The organism is Candidatus Firestonebacteria bacterium RIFOXYD2_FULL_39_29, assembly GCA_001778375.1.
Taxonomy (GTDB): Bacteria; Oederibacteriota; D2-FULL-39-29; order D2-FULL-39-29; family D2-FULL-39-29; genus D2-FULL-39-29.
On record MFGV01000019.1, the window covers coordinates 24,765 to 44,937 of the forward strand.

The window sequence follows — 20,173 nt, forward strand, 5'->3', positions numbered from 1 at the left end:
GGATTCCACCAGTACACTACAAGCAAACCACAGTTGAATATGCTTACCAGGTAATATGCTTTTCTAATAAATTACTTCCTGTTTATTAAACCCCTTTTTGTAGTAAAATAATTCAATATGTAACCTATTGGGAGAAAAAGGCAAATGAAATGTCCGTCTTGTAAAAACGAGCTGCGTCAGATAAAATCTGAGAGGCTGGTTCTCGACATTTGTGATTCTTGCAAGGGGACCTGGTTTGATGCTGAGGAGCTGGGAGAGTTTATCACGTGGTTTCTGGCTGAGAATAAGAATTTTGTCGGTGCAAAGCTTGAGTATGAAAAGAAAGTCATAACTGTAAGTGAATTACAGGAACCCGCCAGAGTTTGTCCGTGCTGTAACAAAATAATGGAAAAATATAATTACGCATATGATTCAAATGTTATATTGGATAGGTGTTCCTCTTGCGGCGGGGTATGGACTGATAATGGAGAGGTTTTTAAGATAGCGACGTATGTGAAAGGTAATCCCGACATGCGTGAGTTGGCAAAAAGCTTTTCTGAAGAAATGAATAGCTCTCAAGACCTGCAAGATTTAGTAAACATTTCTGAGTTCTTTTCAAAAGATGCCGGGCCGGCTATCATGTTACCTAAAATAATATTTCCTCTTGGAGATAGCGTAGTCAGAACAGGCAAAGCCTGGATGACGAAAAGTATTATAGGTGCTAATATTTTTATATTTATACTTATGGTGATGCTTGTTGAAAATCCTCAGGAGGTTAACAGATTTGGTTTAACTCCGGCATTAATCTTATCGGGGAAGAACTACTTTTCATTTTTATCTTCCATGTTTATGCACGGAGGAATTATTCATCTTATAGGAAATATGTGGTTTTTTTGGATTTTTGCCGACAATATTGAAGATGTTTTGGGTACTTGGAAATTCCTTTTGTACTATCTTCTGTTTGGATATTTTGCGAGCCTGCTCCATATCCTTGTGAATCCTGCTTTAACTGTTCCCGCAATAGGCGCCAGCGGTGCCATTGCAGGTATTATGGGTGCTTATTTTGTAATGTTCCCCAGGGCAAAGATAAAAACTTTTTTTATCTACAAAGTTATTCCTATTCCCGCGTATATTTATCTCGGTGTTTGGATAGCGTTTCAAATGTTATACGGAATGGTAGATTATTCCGGAGGTAGTACTAATAATATAGGCTGGTTTGCTCATATAGGCGGGTTTATTTCAGGCGTTGTTCTTATGTTACTTTACAAAAGAAAAAATGCAAATTAAATCTGCCCTTCGTACCTACTTGTTCAATATAAAAATATAATAATTTAAAATACTTGCGAAGCTGACCCATAAGATATATGGGATTAAAATGAGGCCTGCCGGTTTGGAGATCCTATAAAACATTATTATATTTGCCAATATCAATAGCCAAAGTATTACTATTGTTATTAAACCTCCGAAATATGATCTTCCGCCAAAGAAAATAACAGACCATAGAAAGTTCACGATTAATTGAATAATAAAAACGACTGCAGCATTTTTAACCTTACTATTTTTCAGTCCTTTTTCCCAGATTAGGAAAAATGCAATTCCCATAAGAAGGTATAGAGTTGTCCAGGCCGGCCCAAATATCCAGTTGGGAGGATTAAAAGAAGGTTTATTTATCTCCATATACCAGGACTTGACGGCAGGCATCGTAAAAATCGCGCCTAAAATCCCTATTAATTCACAGATAATTATGCTTGCTGTTAGTTTTAAAGCATTTCCAGTTTTCATAACAAGCCTCCCATAAAAGTGGTCTTTCTGATGGTATCCTACCAAAAGCTATGGTTAACTTCAACGTATTTCCATGCGTATAAATTGGGGACAGACACCGAGAAAACACGTTGTCAGTCCCCTAAAATAAAAAGCCCCCGGAGAAAAACCGGGGGCTTTTAAATATTTTAGAAAACTAAGTTAATTCTGCCTCCGAAGCCTATTTGATGCTGGTTGTTTGTTAAAAGGGAGGAATATAAAAGGTCGAGAGATGCAAATTTTAAGACCGGGATGTTAAACCCGCCGCGGTAAAAGAGCATATAGGAGTCGGTGTATATCTGTAGATCACCTTCTGCGATAAGATTTGCAAAGGGGAAAAGCTTATATTTGAAGTCTACACCAAGATCTCCGTAAGCAGCGTCGCCATTGATGGACCTTGCCCAACCTGCTCCAACGAACGGTTCTGTGGTTAGCCCATCCATTAATTTGACACTGGTGATTGCCTGGCCTGTCAGCATAAAATTATTCAAACTCCCGCGTAACTCCAGCAGGCCGTTCATAATAGAATAGTTCAGCCTCACTTTCAGGTTAGGCGCAATATCGGTTGCCGCTCTTAAGGACCTGTTAGATACATTTGTGTAGTTTACTTCTGCGTCCAGATAGATTTGGCCTGCGTAAGCGGTACCCAGCATTGCAAAAAACATTATTATAATTAACTTTTTCATTTAATCTCCTTTACATTCGTATTCCTTCTCCCTTTTAATAGGGAGAAGGTCAGGATGAGGGTTATATTTTTTACTCTATTCTCGTAGCGCTGAAAGTTCTTGTCGTGCCCGCGGCGTTTTTCCAGGTACCGTTTTGTGAAGCTCCTACGGCAGTTAACTGGAAACTTTCTATCAATTTATAATCAGAATTTTGAGTTTGTCCCATATAAGCCATGGCGATAGAGTCATACATCTTGATCCATATTGAACCATCCTGATTTTTTTTCAGGTATTCAAGTTCTACTGCGCCTGTCCCGCCCATAAGCCCGCCGGTAAGGGTAAAATTATCGCCGCTGTTAATGTAACGTGGTCTTGCATTTCCGGAAATAGGATTCCCGCTTGCGTCAAAAAGTAATGTTAAACGGCCTTCTCCGTTGGTATAACCGTCAGTTGAGGAGTATCTGTAAACCTGTTTTGTCGGCATTACATTGAAAGCTATACCTACAGGTAAGTAGCTGGGCATACACATGCCGACAGCTGAGACTCCGCTGGGAGCACTACCTGAACCATCCCAGTAAGTAAGGAACTCTTCGGCGTCTATAAGGATGTTGACGCTGGTGAGGGCAACGCCGCTGCCAACCGTGAGACGCGGGCTGAAATCTCTGGCGAAAGACTGTACGTCCATTGTCTGACCTGCGATATTCAGAGTTTCAAGTTCGGCAGGAGCGGTAGAGAAACCGGTGTGGGCTGCTTTGGTATAGTAGGTACTGCCGCCGATAGTCACGCTTCCTTTTACTTTATAATCTTTGCTGAAATGAATTGAAAATTGCCGGTAAGTTCCGCTTGGTACGGATACATCAAATGCGCGTACATCAGAAAGAGAGGTTAAGGTCATTAAGTCTATCTCTTCTTCGCCTGACCAGACATTTACCTGCGAGTTATCTTCTTTGACAAAATTAATGGAAATTACTTTTAAAATAAAGGATTCTGGTTTATTCGCACTATGCGCCTTATATACAGAAGCATAGAGATTGGGAGTAAGATACCTGAATCCTGCTACCAGCGCCAGAAGAGCGACCTGAATTAAAACTAAGCGTTTAAAGAATTTTATAAGTTTGTCTGTCATATTTACATCCTCCCTACACCGACACTAGTGCTGCTCCCGAAAACACCCAAAATAGGGTTTCTGCCGCACCCCGTGACTAGAATGAGGTGGAGCAATATCAGAGACAAAACCACATACAACGCCAGAGTACTCTTCTTTTTCATTGTGAACCTCCTTAGGATTTATATTAACAAATCAATTATAACACGAGTTTAGGATTATGTCTATATGCAGAAAAGACTAAAAAAGGGTTTTAGGTTCTAGGTCCTGGGTTTAGATTATTGTGGTATTATCTGAATTATTAACTCCTAAATGTAAGCCTAGTCCCAAGCCCCTAGGACCTAGTCCCGACAAAGCTTTATCTATCTTTGTAATTGTTGTATAATAACTCTATGAAAAATAGGATACTTCAGGTTTTGACTAAACATTGGGGTTACGACTCTTTTCGGGAGTTTCAGGAAGAGGCAATTATGTCCATTATGGAGTCAAACGATACACTAACAATACTTCCTACAGGCGGCGGCAAATCCGTCTGTTTCCAGGTTCCTGCTATGCTCTTACCCGGGACTGCGGTAGTGATATCTCCCCTTATCTCGCTTATGAAGGATCAAGTTGATTTTTTAAAGGATATCGGGATAGAGGCGGAGTACTTTAATTCGGCGCTTACTGCGGTCCAGGCAAGGGAAGTTGCGGATAAGATACGTTCGGGGAAGGTGAAGCTTCTATATATATCACCGGAACGGCTTATGACGGATTGGATGCTTGAGATACTTCGAACTCTTCAGGTTCCCTACTTTGTTATCGATGAGGCACATTGCATAAGTCAGTGGGGGCATGATTTCAGGGCGGAGTACCGGCAGTTGAGCGCTATCAAACGGCTTTTTCCCGGAGTTAAGGTGCATGCTTTTACCGCTACGGCAACAGAAGAAGTAAAAAAAGATATTCTGGCCCAGTTAAAACTGGAGAGCCCTCATATATATGTGGGGAAAGTAGACAGGCCTAATCTTACATTCAGAATGTCGGAGAGAGAAGAGGGTGGAATTAAACAAATAATAGAAACGTTAAAACTGCATGAGAAAGAAGCGGGAATAATCTATTGTTTAAAACGGGCGGATGTTGACAAAATATCTGAGGTTTTGAATAAAAAAGGTTATATAAATCTTCCTTACCATGCCGGGCTTCCGGATGTTGAAAGAAAAAAGAATCAAGAAGCTTTTTTAACGGAAAAAGTAAGTATTATTGTGGCGACGATTGCTTTTGGTATGGGGATTGACAGGTCTAATATTCGTTTTGTAATTCACGCGGCGATGCCTAAGTCGGTTGAGCATTATCAGCAGGAAACCGGACGTGCGGGAAGAGACGGTCTGCCTTCCTATTGCTATATGTTTTATTCCGGTGCCGATTACAGAACGTGGGAATATATATTCCAAAAATCTTTTTCAGGACAGAGTGCACATAAAAAACTTGGAGAGATGTATAATTTTAGCAACGTGCCGGTTTGTAGGCATCGCTACTTGTCGGAATATTTTGGGCAGAATTATCCGAAGACAAACTGCAATTCCTGTGATTTTTGTCTGGACGAAGTCGGAACACTTCCTGAATCAGACAAATTTGCGAAAAGCATTATAGAAGGTGTTTTTGGAGTGGAAGAACGTTTTGGCGCGGAGCATGTTTCGAATGTTTTGGTCGGAAATACTACTGAAGGTATTGAAAGATGGGGGCATCACACTCTTCCGTTTTATGGAACATTAAAAGGAGAAACAAAACGCGCAGTCAGGTCTATGATAGACCAGTTAATTGCTCAGAGATATTTAAGAAGATCCGGAGAGTATCTGACCCTTTCCGTAACGGAAGAGGGCCTGAAAATCCTTTCGGGTCAGGAGAGTCCTAAATTAACCAGGATACTGGAAAAAGAGAAAAAAGCTGTAATTAAAAAGAAACAAAAACTTGCTCTGGAATCTGATTATGCAAATATGGAAATCGGTCTTTTTGAAAGTCTAAAACGCCTAAGGAGAGCTCTTGCTGATAAGAAGAACATGCCGTCGTATATTGTCTGTTCGGACAGGACCTTGAAAGAAATGGCAGAAAAGAAACCGAAAACTGAAGGGGAGCTAAGAACCATTTTCGGCATTGGGGAAGCAAAATTAAGAGACTACGGCGAGATATTTTTAAATGCGGTAAGAGAATATGAAAAACGTTGAAACGTTACACGTTATCACGTTACTAACGTTAAAGCAAAACCTCACGACTTTATAAGGCTGCGCTAACTGGTAGTTGCCTGATTTCCCTCCTTAAAGATTGGCGGACAGGCAGCCTCAGGCGGAAAATTGAGCAACTACATTTTTCTTGAAAAATTTCTGTAACAGTGATAAAGTAAAGAAGTAAGTATTCCGGATACGAATTTCATTTTTAGAAGGGCGCATCTGTCGGGGACTTTTTGTTTCTAAAAACCCTGAAAGGCCCGGACTAAAAGAAAGAAGGGTTATTGGATTTTCTGACGGTGGATTGGAAGCTTTCTTTTGACTCACTTTCAATCTTCTTCGGAGTCGTAATACTGCTTGTTGCTCTACCATCTGCGTTGTATTCGACCGGTTACATGAAAGGTTTGTATTCACGCGGGAGGGCTTCTTTTGCTCAAATCCTTTTATTTTTCTTTGTAATCTCAATGCTCCTTGTAGTATTTTCCGCAAATGCCCTTTTTTTCCTCCTTGCGTGGGAAGCGATGTCTCTTCTTTCCTATTTTCTGGTTACACTTGACTCTCATGAAGAAAAAGCGGTTAACGCCGGACTTATTTATGTGCTAATGACCCACATCGGAACTGCTTTTATTACGACGGCGTTTTTGATCCTTTATTTTTATTCAGGTTCGTTTGATTTTATATTAATGAAAGAAACCTGTTTAAACCTGCCCTTAAATATTAAAACAGTTATATTCCTTTGTTTTTTAATAGGTTTTGGCACTAAGGCAGGGCTTGTTCCTTTCCATATATGGCTGCCTTACGCCCATCCGGAAGCACCCAGCCATATTTCTTCAATAATGTCCGGAGCGATGATAAAACTGGGCGTGTATGGTTTTATCAGATTTGTTATTTATATTCTGGGAGCAAGTGAGCTCTGGTGGGGAAATCTTGTTCTTGTTATCGCAGGTGTATCCGCTGTTTACGGTATTTTATACGCGCTTATGGAAAAAGACCTGAAGAAGATGCTTGCCTACAGCAGTATAGAAAATATGGGAATAATAATGCTCGGGGTCGGCGGTTATATGGTCTTTCTGAATATGCAGTTTCCGCTTCTGGCTGTTCTCTCTCTTTCCGCCGCGCTCTATCATATAATTAATCACGCGATATTTAAAACCTTGCTCTTTCTTTGTTCCGGTGTCGTGCTCAAGGCCTGCGGTACGAAAAACATGGAAAAGCTGGGCGGGCTAATTAAACTAATGCCGGTCACCGCGTTTTGCTTTTTAATAGGAGCGCTTGCAATATCAGCAATCCCTCCTTTTAACGGTTTTGTAAGCGAGTGGTTGATGCTTCAGTCTCTTTTTTCCGGTGCTGTTTCGGTGCCTGCAGAACTCTTTGGCAAGATGAAAGTATTTCTGGCTCTGCTGGCCGGAGCTCTTGCTCTTACCGGAGGGCTTGCCGCGGCCTGTTTTGTTAAAGCTTTTGGTATTTCTTTCCTGGCGCTTCCCAGATCAAAAAAAGCGGAGGCGGGGAAGGATTTTGACTGGACGATGAAAACACCGCTTATATTTTTATCCTCTTTGACTCTTCTTTTTGGTATTTTTGCCGCTCCGGTTTTTAAGTTACTGGCAAAAATAACCGCTGATATTTCAGGATTCAAGAGTGCAGGATCAGAGCTGACATCCGGACTGCTCTCGCTTTCACCTCAGGGAACATTTCATTTTAACGGACTGCTCCTGGTTTTACTTGTTCTTGCAGTCAGCATAATTGTTTATATAATTGTCAGAATAATATCAAGAGAAAGGAGTGTAACCTATGGACGTACATGGGACTGCGGTTATTACGGGCTGACAGCGAGAAATCAATATACCGCTACAGGCTTTTCCAAACCTTTAAGGATGGCGTTTAATTTTATTTTAAGGCCTTATAAGAAGACGGAGAAAGTAAGAGATTCTTACTATCATGTTAAATCGTTTAAATATGAGATATTTACAAAACAATTATTTACGGAGTATTTTTACTCGCCGATAATAAAAAGATTGTTCAGTTTTTCGGAGTCAATAAGAAAAATACAATATGGAAGTATTCATCTGTATATAGGGTATATTTTTCTTGCCGTAATATTTCTGATAATATTTTTAAAGAGGTTTTAATGAAAATGCTTTTACAGGTTATACTCATAATTATCCTGGCGCCCTTAATGAGCGGTCTCATAAAAAAGATCAAGAATAATGCCAGGATGAGAAAAGGGGCTCCCATACTGCAGCCTTATTATAATCTGGCTAAACTAATTAAAAAAGATGAGACTATCTCAAAAGATACTTCGTATATCTTTAAAGTAACGCCTTACATTGTTTTAACGGCTTCAATAGCCGCAGCATTTTTAACGCCTTTCTTTTTTCCGGGAGTACGGCTGTTTGGCATCGGGGATGTTTTTGTTATTGTCTTTATCTTCGGTCTCGGGAGATTTTTCATTGCTCTTGCCGGACTTGATGCCGGCAGCGCCTTCGGGGGGATGGGTTCTTCCCGGGAGATGTTCATCTCAGCTCTTGCGGAACCGGCGCTTCTTACCGCGCTCTTTGCGGCGTCTTTAAACGCCGGGGGAAGCGGAATCGGCTCTCTTATGGCATCAGGAGCTGTCTTTAAAGTATCCATGCTTTGCGCGGGCCTGGCTTTTTATTTTGTACTGCTTGCAGAGACTTCACGGGTACCGGTGGATAATCAGGAGACGCACCTTGAACTTACAATGATACATGAAGCGATGATCCTGGAGTACTCAGGAAAATCCCTGGCGATGATAGAACTTGGCGGGTATATTAAACAAATTATACTAATTTCTTTACTTGCTAATATCTTTATTCCCGGAAGCGGCTGGGATCTGTATATAGTCAAATTGTTTGTTGTCCTTGTAGTTACTGCTCTTCTGGAGGTGTTCATGGCTAAAATGCGTCTGTTCCGCGCTGTGGATTTCCTGATATTTTCCTTTATTCTTTCTTTTGCGGCGGTAATTGCCGTTGTTATGGGAGTGTGATCAAATATGGAAATGATGCTATACGGAATCCTTGTTATATCTCTGATGATGACTGTTGTAAAAAGATTTTCCGCGCTTGTCACTGCTTTTGCTCTGCAATCGTTTCTTCTTTTTCTTCTTATACTTATTGAGGCATTAAAAAGCGGAAGTATACAGCTCTATATTGTTGCCGGGCTTATTCTTGTAATGAAAGTTATAGCTATTCCGGCTTTTCTCGGAAGGATAGTAAAAAAAATTAAAACATCGGAAGAACTCGGCCTTTTCGTAAATACGGCGCTTTCAATATTAATAGCCGTGGCTCTTGTCGGTATCGCATATTATTTCATAGGTAATTTCCTGCCTGCTATGGAGAAGGAAGCAAAAACCGCTCTGGTTATAGCTCTCTCCGTTACCTTGATTGGGGTTTTTATCATGATCTTCAGAATGAAAGCTCTGGCCCAGGTGGTCGGGCTTCTTATAATGGAAAACGGGATATTTCTTGCCGGTGCTTCTATAACTGACGGAGTCCCGTTCTTTGTAGAGATAGCGGTCTCTTTTGATGTTTTTGTTGCCGTAATAATTCTCGGAGTATTTGTTTACAGGATAAACAGTTTATTTACCCATATAGACGCTGACAAATTAAATGAGCTGAAGGGTTGAGATGGAAATAATAATATTATTCATAACTCTCTTGATTGCCGCAGCGGTTTCGTTCTTTGTAAAGAAACCTAAAGCTGCGGGATTGATCACACTATGGGGACAGGTTCTTGCCTCGTTCTTTGCTTTGCTTCTTTGTTTTAAAATTACAACAAACGGTCCTCTTACCGTTTTAAATTTCTTTTATGCGGATGCTTTAAGCGCTTTCTTTCTTTTGTTGATCTCTGTTTCCGCCGTTGCTTCAGCCTTCTATTCAAAGTGGTACTTTAAAGATGAGGAAAATACAGGGTTTTACAACGCCCTTTTCAATATTTTTGTTTTTTCAATGTACCTTGTGGTGACCGTTAATAATCTTGGAATGCTCTGGGTCTCGGTTGAAGTAACGACCCTGGCTTCCGCATTCTTAGTCGGTTATAGAAATAATAAAACTTCGGTTGAGGCGGCGTGGAAATATATAATTATCTGTTCCGTAGGCATTACCCTGGCTCTCTTTGGAATAATACTGTTTTCGTATACTGCCACGGCAGACGCCGGAATAAAAAGTCTTAACTGGACTGAATTGAATTCTGCCAGGAGTTTGTTTAACCCTATGGTGGTAAAAGCCGCTTTCATTTTTATAGTGGTGGGTTTCGGTACTAAAGCGGGACTTGCTCCCATGCATAACTGGCTGCCGGACGCGCACAGCCAGGCGCCTTCTCCGATAAGCGCTTTATTATCGGGAGTGCTTCTTAAAGCTTCTATCTATGCGATCATAAGATTCTTAATTATTGCGGCAGGCAGCGTGGGCTTTTCCTTTTGCGGCAACATACTGGGGCTTTTTGGTTTGATCTCTTTAGGTATCGCGGCATTTTTTATTCTTGTCCAGAAGGACATAAAAAGACTTCTGGCATACTCAAGTGTCGAGCATGTGGGGTTGATCTCTGTCGGTTTCTATTTTGGTGGAAAGATCGGTATTTTTGGCGCTCTCTTTCACGCGTTAAATCATTCACTGGCCAAGGGGCTTATGTTCTTTTCCTCTGGAAATATTATTAAAAAGTACGGTACAAATAATATTAACCAGATCAAGGGTGCGCTCGAAACTGTTCCTCTGGCGGCTACCGCTGCTTTTATCGGTATGTTTGCTCTTGCCGGAATGCCTCCGTTTTCTATTTTTATGAGTGAATTTACGATCTTAATGGCGGGATTTAAAGGCGGCTATTATTACAGCGCCTCGGCGGTGCTTTTATTTCTTGCAATTACTTTCGGGGCTCTTGTCTACCAGTTTGGCGGAATGCTTTTCGGAAAAAAACCGGGGAATATTGAGAAAACAAGGGAACCCCTGGATATATCAGTGTTATTCGGAGTAATAATAGCAATAATGCTTGTTTTTGGAGTGCATTTACCGGAATTTGTCAGCACGGTTATTTCTAATGCTTCGGATGTTATACTTGGAGCCGGATTATGAACTATAACGAATTTAAAAAAAGCTTCATAGAAAAAAGCGGTTTTGCGGCAGAGCTTATCCGTGAAGCCGGCGAAGAAATATATATCAAAACAAATCATGAAAATTATCTGGATACCTGCCTTCTTCTTCACCGGGGGCTTTTATCGCCTGTAATGATCTATTTTGCCGAGGATAACACAAAAGACCTCGGGGTTTATACTCTTTACTGCGGCTTCCTTGGCAAACAGGTCAAGAAATGGATCTTTGCCGTATTGGATGTGGAAAAAGAAGTGAAGGAGTTCCCTTCTCTCTCAAAAAATATTGTTTCCGCGCAGCTGTTCGAAAGAGAGATCAGAGAGATGTTCGGTTTAATTCCCAAAGGGAGCCCGGATGAAAGGCGTTTTCGCCTGCATGAAGAGGTTTGGCCGGAAGGTTATTATCCTTTAAGAAAGGATTTTATAAGACCGGAAAAAACAGGCAGCACGGGAAAAGAATATGTCTTTGATAAAATAGAAGGAGAAGGTGTTTTTGAAGTGCCCGTCGGGCCAGTGCATGCCGGAATAATCGGCCCCGGGCATTTTAGATTTTCCGTTGCGGGAGAGCCTATAATAAATCTGGAGCTCCGGCTCGGGTTTACTCACAGGGGAGTGGAAAAACTCTTTGAAGGAAGAACGGTGCAGGATTCTCTTAAGCTTGCCGAATGTGTATCTGGAGATTCTGCTTTTGCTCACGGATTGGCTTTCACGCTTGCGGTTGAAAAAACCTGCGGTATTCCGGTAAGTGAAAGAACGAAATATTTCAGAAGTATTTGCCTGGAACTGGAGCGTATTTATAATCATGTTAATGATATCGGAGGAATGGCCGTAGATGTGGCTTTTTCGTACCCTTCGGCGCTTGCTTCCATAATAAAGGAAAATATTTTAAGATTAAACGAAAAACTTTCAAACCACAGGTATTTAAAAGGAATAAACGCTTTTGGAAACTGCGAGCTTGCTCTTTCACCCGGTAAACAGGCGGAAGTATTTAAAGTATTGGAGCAGGCGGAAGAAGACATGAAAATACTTAAAGAAATACTTTTTTCCTCCGTTTCCTTTATGGACAGGGTGGACACGACAGGGCTGCTTCGCCGTAAGACTGCGGAGGATTTTGGAATAACGGGATTGGCCGCCAGAGCAACGGGAATAAAAACGGATCTAAGGACTGTGTTTCCCGGGGCCTACATGAAAACTTCTTTTATGCTTGCCAGGCAGGAAAAAGGTGATGTGCTGGCGAGATTGAATGTGCGTTTTGATGAAGTCAGCGTTTCTCTCCGTCTGATAAAAGAGTTCATGAATTTATTAGCAGAGCAAAAGTCGGAAGAAAAAAAAGATGCTGCGGTGAAAGAAGGAGCGGGAGTCGGATGTTGTGAAGGATTCCGCGGGCCGGTTATTTACTGGGTAAAGCTGGACAACGACGGCAAAGTTGAGCGTTGCAAAATAGTTGATGCTTCTTTTAATAACTGGCAGGGACTTTCTTACTGTGTGCTAGGAAACATTGTGCCGGACTTTCCGCTGTGCAATAAAAGTTTTGACCTTTCGTATTCGGGAGGGGATCTGTGAACAATATATATAATATCGCAAAATCCAGGATACAAAAAGGTGTTGTAACGGAAGAACTGACTTTGATCGGTGAAGCTCTAAAATCAGAGATACAAAAGAAATTTAACAGGTCGCTTCATATAAGAGAAGTTGATACCGGCTCCTGCGGCGCCTGCGAATCAGAGATAATATCGACAACAAACCCTTTGTATGATATCCAAAGGTTCGGAGTGGATTTTGTTGCCTCCCCAAGGCATGCAGACGCTTTACTTGTTACAGGTCCGGTCACACTAAATATGGCAGTAGCGCTTAAAAGAACTTATGACGCGATGCCGACTCCAAAATTTGTAATTACCGCCGGTGATTGTGCCTTTGACGGCGGTCCTTTTAAAGGTTCTTACTATATAGAAGGCGGGGTAAGCAAAATAATCCCCGTAGATTTTCACGTCCCGGGATGTCCGCCAAAACCAATTGACTTGATCAAGCACATCCTTCTTGCCGTCAAAAATATTAAAGTTAATTAAAGAATATCGTTTTGGCGAGATCTCGATTTTATGCGGATCCTCCATCACCTATTGATCTGATGAAACATATTCTATTGGCTGTCAAAAATATAAAAGTGCAATAAATATTGTCATCCTGGACTTGATTCAGTACCCAGTGTCTTTGCTTTTAAAGACGCTGGATACCTGCTACCTCCAAAAAGAGTAGTGGGCAGGCAAAACCGACATGACAAAAGTAAAATTTTAGCAACCCATGTTAAATCGCAATACGAGCATTTTCCTTATTCTAGCAACATAAATGCCTTCCTGATAAAAATCATACAAGTATATTTAATATACTATATCATTACCTTACGGGCTGCCTATTCTGCCTGCTCCGTTTCACCCCTTGAGTACCGAATTGGAGTGGGGGGCAGCCCTACTAATAAAAACTAATGACAAAGTACGAATGACAAATGACAATTTAATGTAGGCGGGAAAAAGCACCCGCCAATGTTTAATATAAAATAAAAGGGACGGAGATAAAATTTCTGTCCCTTTTGTTTTATATGGGAAAGTTTACTTTTACATGCTTTTACTATACAATAAGCTATGTTTATTGAAGAGGTAAATAGCACTATTGATTTTCTGATTGACGGCTCTAAGAGTGTAATAAGATATCCTGCTTTAAAACTCAAAGAGCTTTTTGCTTCGGTTAAGGGAAATGCGAGAGTAATGATCATTACTTATCCCGGATTTTCAATTCCTTCCGCCTGGCTGGGCGCTTATCAATCGCTTTTTATTTTATCTCTGGGTGTCAGCAATTTACAGTATGGCAATATCATAGGTATCGCCATTATCGTTCAGATCTTTGCCCAGCTTTTGGGCGGGGTTTTAGCGGACAGGTACGGGCATAAAAGAATTCTGGATATTTTTACGCTCTTTTGGCCTCTGAGCGTACTTGTTTTTGCTTTTGCTCAAAACATCTGGTGGGTGATACCTGCTATCATAATGCAAAATCTGTTAATGATCACAACGCCTTCCTGGTATTGCTTATTCGTGGAAGGCATTCCGAAAAATAAAAGATCAAATATCTACGCTGTCGTGCACATGCTGTTAAACGGCGGAGCGCTTTTTTTACCCGTTGCAGGACTACTGATAAAATTTTACGGACTTGATAAAGCAAGCAGGGTTATTTACCTTATTTCCGCAGTTCTGACTTCCGGTGCAATATATTACAGATGGAAGCACATGACTGAAACCAAACTTGGGGAGAAGGCAAGAAAAGAAAAAAAGCCTATTAAGATTTTTGTTGAAGCCGGAAGATTCCGGGAAGCTTTTAAATATCTTGCAGGGAAAAAAGATCTGTTTTGGTATGGAGTCGTGAATGTTACTTTTTTATGCGCACTTACCATGTGGACCTCTTTTAATTCTATCTTTCTTGCCGATACAAAGGCGGCTGCTTTTAAAGAATGGAGCATAATGGTCTTTCCTATGATTTCTGCAATATCCTTTGCTGTTGCTATCATAGTGTTTGTCCCCCTGATCCGCAAACATAATTATTTAAAATATATAGGTATAGGAATTATTCTAAATGCTATTGCCTCTGCTTTTTATATATTCGCTCCGGCAAAGAGTATGACTTTCATAATACTTTCTTACATGACTTATGGCGCAGGTTTAGCGCTTTTTCGCCCATTGTATGATGCGAGGCTTATTAATGCTTTCAAAGAGAAAGACCGTGCCCGCCTTCTTTCAGCTTACAATACAATTGTTATGCTTCCCTCAATTGCCATAGGTCCGATTACGGGTTTTCTTTATACGGGAAACCCCCGTTATGTTTTTATCGCAGCAACGTGCATGTTTGCAATTTCTTTCCTTGTTTTGTGGAAGAAAGTCAGATAATTTTAACCTATTTGATGTCATCGAAAATACTTCAATAAAAAACATATACGTGGTAAAATACATTTTAAATAGAAAAATGTACTCAGTCTGATATCAAGGGTGAGAGGAAAACATTGTCTTTTATAGATAAAAATAGTAAGGAAAAAACACCGCGTTTTATTGCTTTTGTTCTGGCGCTTTCTATTTTAATTGCCGGGATTGTTTTTGTCTTTTACGTAAATAATCTTACAGCTGTACTTGATCATGATTCTATTTCATATTCTCAATGCATAGAAAAGAACTCCTGGGGCGAAATATACCACGCGCACCATCTTCTATATAATTATTTCAAATGGGTCGTGTATGATCTTCTGAAAACTAATGGTTATGAAGGACGGGCGCTGATCGTTAATCAGACATTTAATGCGTTTTTTGGCGCTGTAGGAGTCGGCATTCTTTTCTTTACTATATGGTACATTACCGGAAGCTTGTTTCTTTCTTTTGTTTCGGGCATATTTATGATGATCTCCAATGGTTATTGGTATTGCAGTACTTTTGGCGGGGTTAGAGTTATGGGTACCGCTTTTCTCCTTTTTACCTTTTTGCTGGCAATTATATTTATTTATCAAAAGAGCCTCAAACATTGGCAAAATATTCTATTAGTACTTGGTATAGCTGCAGCGAACAGTATTGCGGTATTTTGTCATCAAACAAATATTATGTTTGCAGCGGTCATTTTAGTCTTGATGGTTTTTAAGAAAGAAACTTTTTTAAAAAAAACATCTTACCTTTTGCTTTACATCCTTTTCTTTCTTACAATCGTAATAGGTTTGTACTGGTATGTCGGCTGGAAAGTATTTTACTGTACGACTTGGGACAGGTATCTGGCCTGGCTTGCCGGTTATGTAAACCTGGGTATCTGGGGAGAATTTACCGATCAAAGTTTATCTCTTTCTAAAGAAGGTGTAAGAGCTCTGTATATCGGTTTTGTTGAAGGCAGGGTGGAATTTTACGGTTATAAAATAAACAACTATGAAGCGCTGAATATTTTTGTCAATTCGATAAAAGTTATTCTTCTGTTTTTTGCGGTCTTTTCTTTCCTGATCTTTAAAAAATGGAAAGAAATATTGGCAGCTGCCGCAGTATGGCTGCTTCTGTATCTTCCGTTTTTTATATGGTGGGAACCGGGAAATCTGGAATTTTGGCTTCCGCTACTTCCTCTCTCGATAATACTATTTTCTTTGCCGCTTGGGATCATCTGGAACATAGCCGGGAATAAAATATTTAAATACATATTGCGTTCCTGTCTTGCCGTTTTATCAGCTGCGGTTGTTCTTGTTTTTGCAAATTATAATTATTACAATTTAATATTACCTAAGACCGATCCCGGTAAAAATTTCGATAAAATGGCAATGGAACAATTAAGTGCCGTGCGGGAAGGGCCTGAAGACTTGGTCATTATTATGGGATGGGACGCACTCCGGGTTAATTTGAATTATTACTTTTCGCAGGATTTTATTTCCATCTATTGGCTTTCTACAAAATATAAAACGAATTCAGACGGGTTTTATGCCTGTATATCTAAGAGAATTAGTGATAAGATAAAAGAAAAGCACAAGGTTTTCCTGCATAAAGATGTCCTTCGGGCAAAGGATTTTAAAGATATTAACGCCGGATACAAAGCGCTGGAAAAAGATTCATTTATCAGTTTTTTTAAGGATAAGTTTGAACTGACACCTGTTAAGGAAGGAAAAGATAATTATTTCTATGAAGCAAAACTTAAGACTGCACGCTAGTTTCATTGTTTTCCTGCTCTTACCTGCGTTCTTTTATGCGTTTGAAGAGCTTAAAACCTATCCGTGGTTAAATACTACTTACGGCTTTACGGAAACTTACGATACAAATACTTCTCCTATTACCGGAAAAAAAGCCGGTTGTTATCCCATAGGAAATGGACTGGTTTTTGGAGGTCTTGGAGCTTTCGATCCCGTCTCCTCCGTGAATTTTATTTGCGGGCCATATTATGATGAACCGTTTTTAGGTCGGGAAGAGCTGCAATGCCTGATTGATGGAGAAAAGGTAAAGCTTCATAAGCAAACCATACGCTGGGTAAAAGGTGCAGATATTATTATAAGCAGTTTAATTAATGATAAAGTGGAAATTACGAATATAGATTTTGCTCCGCCGGGAATAAAAGCGCTTGTAAGAATATTCTCGGTTAAGAATATTTCCGGAGCACCGTTAAAAGATCTCAAATTAGTGTTCAAGTACCTGATACTGGAAAAGAACGTAAAAACAACTCTGGATGGTGGTAAATGTTTTAATGCCAAGTTTAACGGTGATATCAAAAAATTTTACCGTTCCGGTTTTGTTTATCATTCTGAAAAAGCGTCGCTGGAAAAAGGTAATGATTATTCTGTTGCTTTTGCTTTAAATTCAAATGAAGAGTTCAGTGATATCAGATATATTGCCGCAGATCTGGAAGAGAGCGGTCTTTCCAAGACAGCGGAGCTTATCAAAAAAGACGGTTCAAAACTTCTGGAGCCGACAAAACAATATTGGGATGAATGGCTTGCGTCCTCTACTGCTTTTACCACGGATAATATCCTGGTCAATTATCTTATTGAGACCCAGAAGATGATCATTAAATGCCAGCAGTCACATAGCGGCGGATTCTCTCCCGTGTATGGGTATGCTGATACCTGGGCAAGAGACAACAACGGTCCCGTTCTATTAATGCTTAGAAGCGGGAGATTTAAAGAGGTCAAACAAATACTAGATTTTTTCTATAAAGTCGCTCGGCATGCCGGTTTTGTCGCGGGTTGTGCCGGGGTAACTTGCGCTTTAGATGAAACTAAGAACAATGAGAGTGATTTTGACTGGAAATTGGTAGGTGTCCCGGCTGCGGAAATTCCAAGCTGGATCATTAAACAGTATTACTGGTATTATCTTTATACGGGGGACATTGAACTTATTAAAGAGAGATTTCCTTTTCTAATGAGGTGCCTTGACGGTCAGAGTTTAACTAAAACCGGAAGGCTTCCTTTTCAAACTGATGAGACCTATATGTGGACACTTCAAAACAGGACGTTTAAACTGCTTGGCTATCCTAATTACTATATAGGGCTCCGGGCTGATTCTGCCGATTCGGGATTTGAATGGGTAGCGGCTGCGGAAAATATGGCTGAAATGGCGGCTGCTTTTAAAGATGTTAAGACAGCTTTAGAGTTGAAAAAAAAGGCGTATGAAGTTCGAGCGGCTACAAATAAATATTACTGGATGGAAGAAGAAGGTTACTATTCGCCCGCGCTCTCGCTTTTTTCAGACAGATATGCGATGCCCCACTCGAATATAGGTCTTAATCCTTTATGGGTCGGCTATGCGGATGAGAAAGATGAGAAAGCTGTTAAATCGGCAAAAACAACAATTTCTTATCTGCTTAAAGACAATTTTTTAATGAAGACGACTCCCGGGGTAGAACTTTTTTCAGGGCTCGTACCCGGCATGCTTTTATATAATTTGGCAATATTAAATGATCCGTTAAAAGAAAAGGCTTATGAGGCCTTGCTAAAATGCGCGTCACCTTCGGGAGATTATTCCGAGCTTTATTACGGGGACGGGAGTGTTTGGATCGTTCCCTCCTGGGGAGACGGTTCTTATGGAAGGGTCAGACCGTGGGAGGGTGGAGTAAATATAGATGCTCTGCTTTTTTATCTTACAGGATTTAAACCCGGGTCGGACGGTGTTTTTAAACTTTCTCCGGAATTGCCTTCAAATATGTCTAAACTGGAGATCAACGGATTACTGCTTAATAATTCTAAAATAGATTTTTCAGTTAAGGAAGAAAGGGGAAAAGACATAAAAAGAATTTACGAAGTAAAAAACCTGAATTTGAAATCTGTAAAAGTGTCCATTGATACAAATCTTGTCGCAAGCACCGTCAAATCGTTTTTGGTCAATCAAGAAGACGCTCTAAAAGAAAGCGGCAAAATAGAAAGAGAACTTCCGGGACTTGGAATATTGAAAATTGAAGTATTATATGAAAAAGCCGAAATGAAAACCGCAATAACACCTAAAACATTTAAAAAAAGATGGAATTACTATCCTAAAAGCGACATTGTGTATCTTACCGCAGATGATAAAAATACTTATTATTCCCTTGCAAAAAATAATAAGGTATTGGCTATAGACATACAGCTTCCTCTTTCTGCCGGGGATATTTATTCTGCGATATATGACGAGAAAAATAATACGTTAAAAACAAAAATGGTAATCTTTGGTCCCAAAGTATTTTCCATAAGCAACCTCCACTGGAAGAATTATGAGTTCTGGAACAGTTGGGAGATGCAAAATATGTTTAAAAAATATACAGAGGCGGGCGGAGTTGTTATTTTTATGTCGGAACCATCGCAAAAAGAAGGTTACGAGGTTAGTCCGAAATGGCTGGAAAAACTCTTAGACGGCGGCAAATGGGTCGCTAATTGGAAAAGCGGAAGAGCGATGGCTTCCGATGATTTTACGGAAACGACTTTAAAAAGCTACAAAATGGATTCTTTTAACTTTTATAACAAAGCTCAGCAAAAAGAAAAAAAAGCGGTAGTTTACTCAAAGCTGGGTAAGGATGGGGAAGGTGTTGCGGAAAAATCTGTAACCGATAAAAAATACTCCGGTTATTGTGAGTTTGAACTGTCCGTTGCAAGAGGTCTCCAGCATAGTATTTTAATAAAAGCACCTTCAACAGTCAGCAGTTACGATCTAAATCTGGAAGTCAGGGCAAAATCCGGGTTTGTAAGACTGTCGCAAGGTAAAAAAAATGTTAAAGATAAACACCTGGAAATCAATTATATTCTTTCTTCCCAATATGTCGATAAGGATAAGATAACCCTCAGGATCGGAGCCTTGAAAACAAAAAATAAAATAACTTTCAGTTTAGTGGAGATCTCAAAGCTTATTATTACAGGGCAAAATCCGCTGGCGGAGGTTATGGGCTTTAAAGCAGGGGAAATACTGGAAAATTCAATAGGTTCTTTGACTTATGAAAAAATGACGGCCCCCATAAGGCTTGTTGAAAATGAAAAATATGCCGCAATTGTTATGAAAAAGGCAGGGAATGGGATAGTAATACGCTCTCAGTTGAAATTCTCGAATCTTAAACCTGTAATATTCAATCTGATAAACGATGAGAGTCGAGGAAAAATATTGAAATATCTGGCTAAAAGTAGTAAAAATGAGAATAAATAAAAAAGCACGTAACGGGTGGCGGGTTACGGGTGACGAGAAAAAGAAGATATGAGGTCTGGGTATTAGGTGAGTAAAACAAAATTACTAAGAATTAAGCACTAAGTTTTAAACAATAACTAAGGTTAAAGCACTAAAAAGGAAGATATATAATATAGGTTCGATGATTTTGTTTA

Annotated in this window: 14 protein-coding genes; 11 read left to right on the top strand and 3 right to left on the bottom strand. The window is 40.0% G+C overall.

Annotated features, from left to right (window positions below; all coding sequences use genetic code 11):
- The first annotated feature begins 633 nt into the window (after window positions 1-633).
- Entirely contained in the window at window positions 634-1,266 is a 633-nt protein-coding gene (locus tag A2536_01555; protein OGF47636.1) for a hypothetical protein, read from the top strand.
- A gap of 15 nt (window positions 1,267-1,281) precedes the next feature.
- On the opposite strand, the gene A2536_01560 is transcribed toward A2536_01555, so the two are convergent.
- The 3 genes from A2536_01560 to A2536_01570 form a co-directional block, all read right to left on the bottom strand.
- Window positions 1,282-1,761, bottom strand: coding sequence for a TspO protein (locus tag A2536_01560; protein ID OGF47614.1), 480 nt, complete (start codon window positions 1,759-1,761; stop codon window positions 1,282-1,284).
- A 167-nt stretch (window positions 1,762-1,928) separates the two neighbouring features.
- Window positions 1,929-2,465, bottom strand: coding sequence for a hypothetical protein (locus A2536_01565; protein ID OGF47615.1), 537 nt, complete (start codon window positions 2,463-2,465; stop codon window positions 1,929-1,931).
- 70 nt (window positions 2,466-2,535) lie between these two features.
- Entirely contained in the window at window positions 2,536-3,570 is a 1,035-nt protein-coding gene (locus tag A2536_01570; protein ID OGF47616.1) for a hypothetical protein, read from the bottom strand.
- A 371-nt stretch (window positions 3,571-3,941) separates the two neighbouring features.
- On the opposite strand from A2536_01570, the gene A2536_01575 reads away from it, so the two are divergent.
- The 10 genes from A2536_01575 (at window position 3,942) to A2536_01620 (ending at window position 20,000) form a co-directional block, all read left to right on the top strand.
- Window positions 3,942-5,750, top strand: a complete 1,809-nt coding sequence (locus A2536_01575) for an ATP-dependent DNA helicase RecQ (protein OGF47617.1) — start codon at window positions 3,942-3,944, stop codon at window positions 5,748-5,750.
- Window positions 5,751-6,034: 284 nt separating this feature from the next.
- Window positions 6,035-7,879, top strand: a complete 1,845-nt coding sequence (locus A2536_01580) for a hypothetical protein (GenBank protein OGF47618.1) — start codon at window positions 6,035-6,037, stop codon at window positions 7,877-7,879.
- On the top strand, window positions 7,879-8,757 hold the full coding sequence (locus A2536_01585) for a hypothetical protein (GenBank protein ID OGF47619.1): 879 nt from the start codon (window positions 7,879-7,881) through the stop codon (window positions 8,755-8,757). The genes A2536_01580 and A2536_01585 overlap by 1 nt, the downstream gene beginning before the upstream one ends.
- A 6-nt stretch (window positions 8,758-8,763) precedes the next feature.
- Window positions 8,764-9,396: a hypothetical protein gene (locus A2536_01590; protein ID OGF47620.1), complete on the top strand. Its 633-nt coding sequence runs from the start codon at window positions 8,764-8,766 to the stop codon at window positions 9,394-9,396.
- A 1-nt stretch (window position 9,397) separates the two neighbouring features.
- Window positions 9,398-10,837, top strand: a complete 1,440-nt coding sequence (locus tag A2536_01595) for a hypothetical protein (GenBank protein ID OGF47621.1) — start codon at window positions 9,398-9,400, stop codon at window positions 10,835-10,837.
- Window positions 10,834-12,414, top strand: a complete 1,581-nt coding sequence (locus A2536_01600; GenBank protein OGF47622.1) for a hypothetical protein — start codon at window positions 10,834-10,836, stop codon at window positions 12,412-12,414. Before A2536_01595 ends, A2536_01600 begins: the two co-directional genes overlap by 4 nt.
- A 5-nt stretch (window positions 12,415-12,419) precedes the next feature.
- A complete protein-coding gene (locus A2536_01605) occupies window positions 12,420-12,917 on the top strand; it encodes a hydrogenase (protein OGF47637.1) in 498 nt (165 codons plus the stop codon).
- Window positions 12,918-13,487: 570 nt separating this feature from the next.
- Window positions 13,488-14,780, top strand: a complete 1,293-nt coding sequence (locus tag A2536_01610) for a hypothetical protein (GenBank protein OGF47623.1) — start codon at window positions 13,488-13,490, stop codon at window positions 14,778-14,780.
- Window positions 14,781-14,893: 113 nt separating this feature from the next.
- On the top strand, window positions 14,894-16,555 hold the full coding sequence (locus A2536_01615) for a hypothetical protein (protein ID OGF47624.1): 1,662 nt from the start codon (window positions 14,894-14,896) through the stop codon (window positions 16,553-16,555).
- The gene (locus A2536_01620) at window positions 16,527-20,000 is read left to right on the top strand and encodes a hypothetical protein (GenBank protein OGF47625.1); all 3,474 of its coding nucleotides are present in this window, start codon (window positions 16,527-16,529) and stop codon (window positions 19,998-20,000) included. The genes A2536_01615 and A2536_01620 overlap by 29 nt, the downstream gene beginning before the upstream one ends.
- Window positions 20,001-20,173 lie beyond the last annotated feature (173 nt).

Excerpts from the sequence above, each read along its gene's own strand:
- A2536_01560 (OGF47614.1), bottom strand. The coding sequence starts at position 1,761 with ATGAAAACTGGAAATGCTTTAAAACTAACAGCAAGCATAATTATCTGT.
- A2536_01565 (OGF47615.1), bottom strand. The coding sequence starts at position 2,465 with ATGAAAAAGTTAATTATAATAATGTTTTTTGCAATGCTGGGTACCGCT.
- A2536_01570 (OGF47616.1), bottom strand. The coding sequence starts at position 3,570 with ATGACAGACAAACTTATAAAATTCTTTAAACGCTTAGTTTTAATTCAG.
- A2536_01575 (OGF47617.1), top strand. The coding sequence starts at position 3,942 with ATGAAAAATAGGATACTTCAGGTTTTGACTAAACATTGGGGTTACGAC.
- A2536_01585 (OGF47619.1), top strand. The coding sequence starts at position 7,879 with ATGAAAATGCTTTTACAGGTTATACTCATAATTATCCTGGCGCCCTTA.
- A2536_01590 (OGF47620.1), top strand. The coding sequence starts at position 8,764 with ATGGAAATGATGCTATACGGAATCCTTGTTATATCTCTGATGATGACT.
- A2536_01595 (OGF47621.1), top strand. The coding sequence starts at position 9,398 with ATGGAAATAATAATATTATTCATAACTCTCTTGATTGCCGCAGCGGTT.
- A2536_01600 (OGF47622.1), top strand. The coding sequence starts at position 10,834 with ATGAACTATAACGAATTTAAAAAAAGCTTCATAGAAAAAAGCGGTTTT.
- A2536_01610 (OGF47623.1), top strand. The coding sequence starts at position 13,488 with ATGTTTATTGAAGAGGTAAATAGCACTATTGATTTTCTGATTGACGGC.
- A2536_01620 (OGF47625.1), top strand. The coding sequence starts at position 16,527 with ATGAAGCAAAACTTAAGACTGCACGCTAGTTTCATTGTTTTCCTGCTC.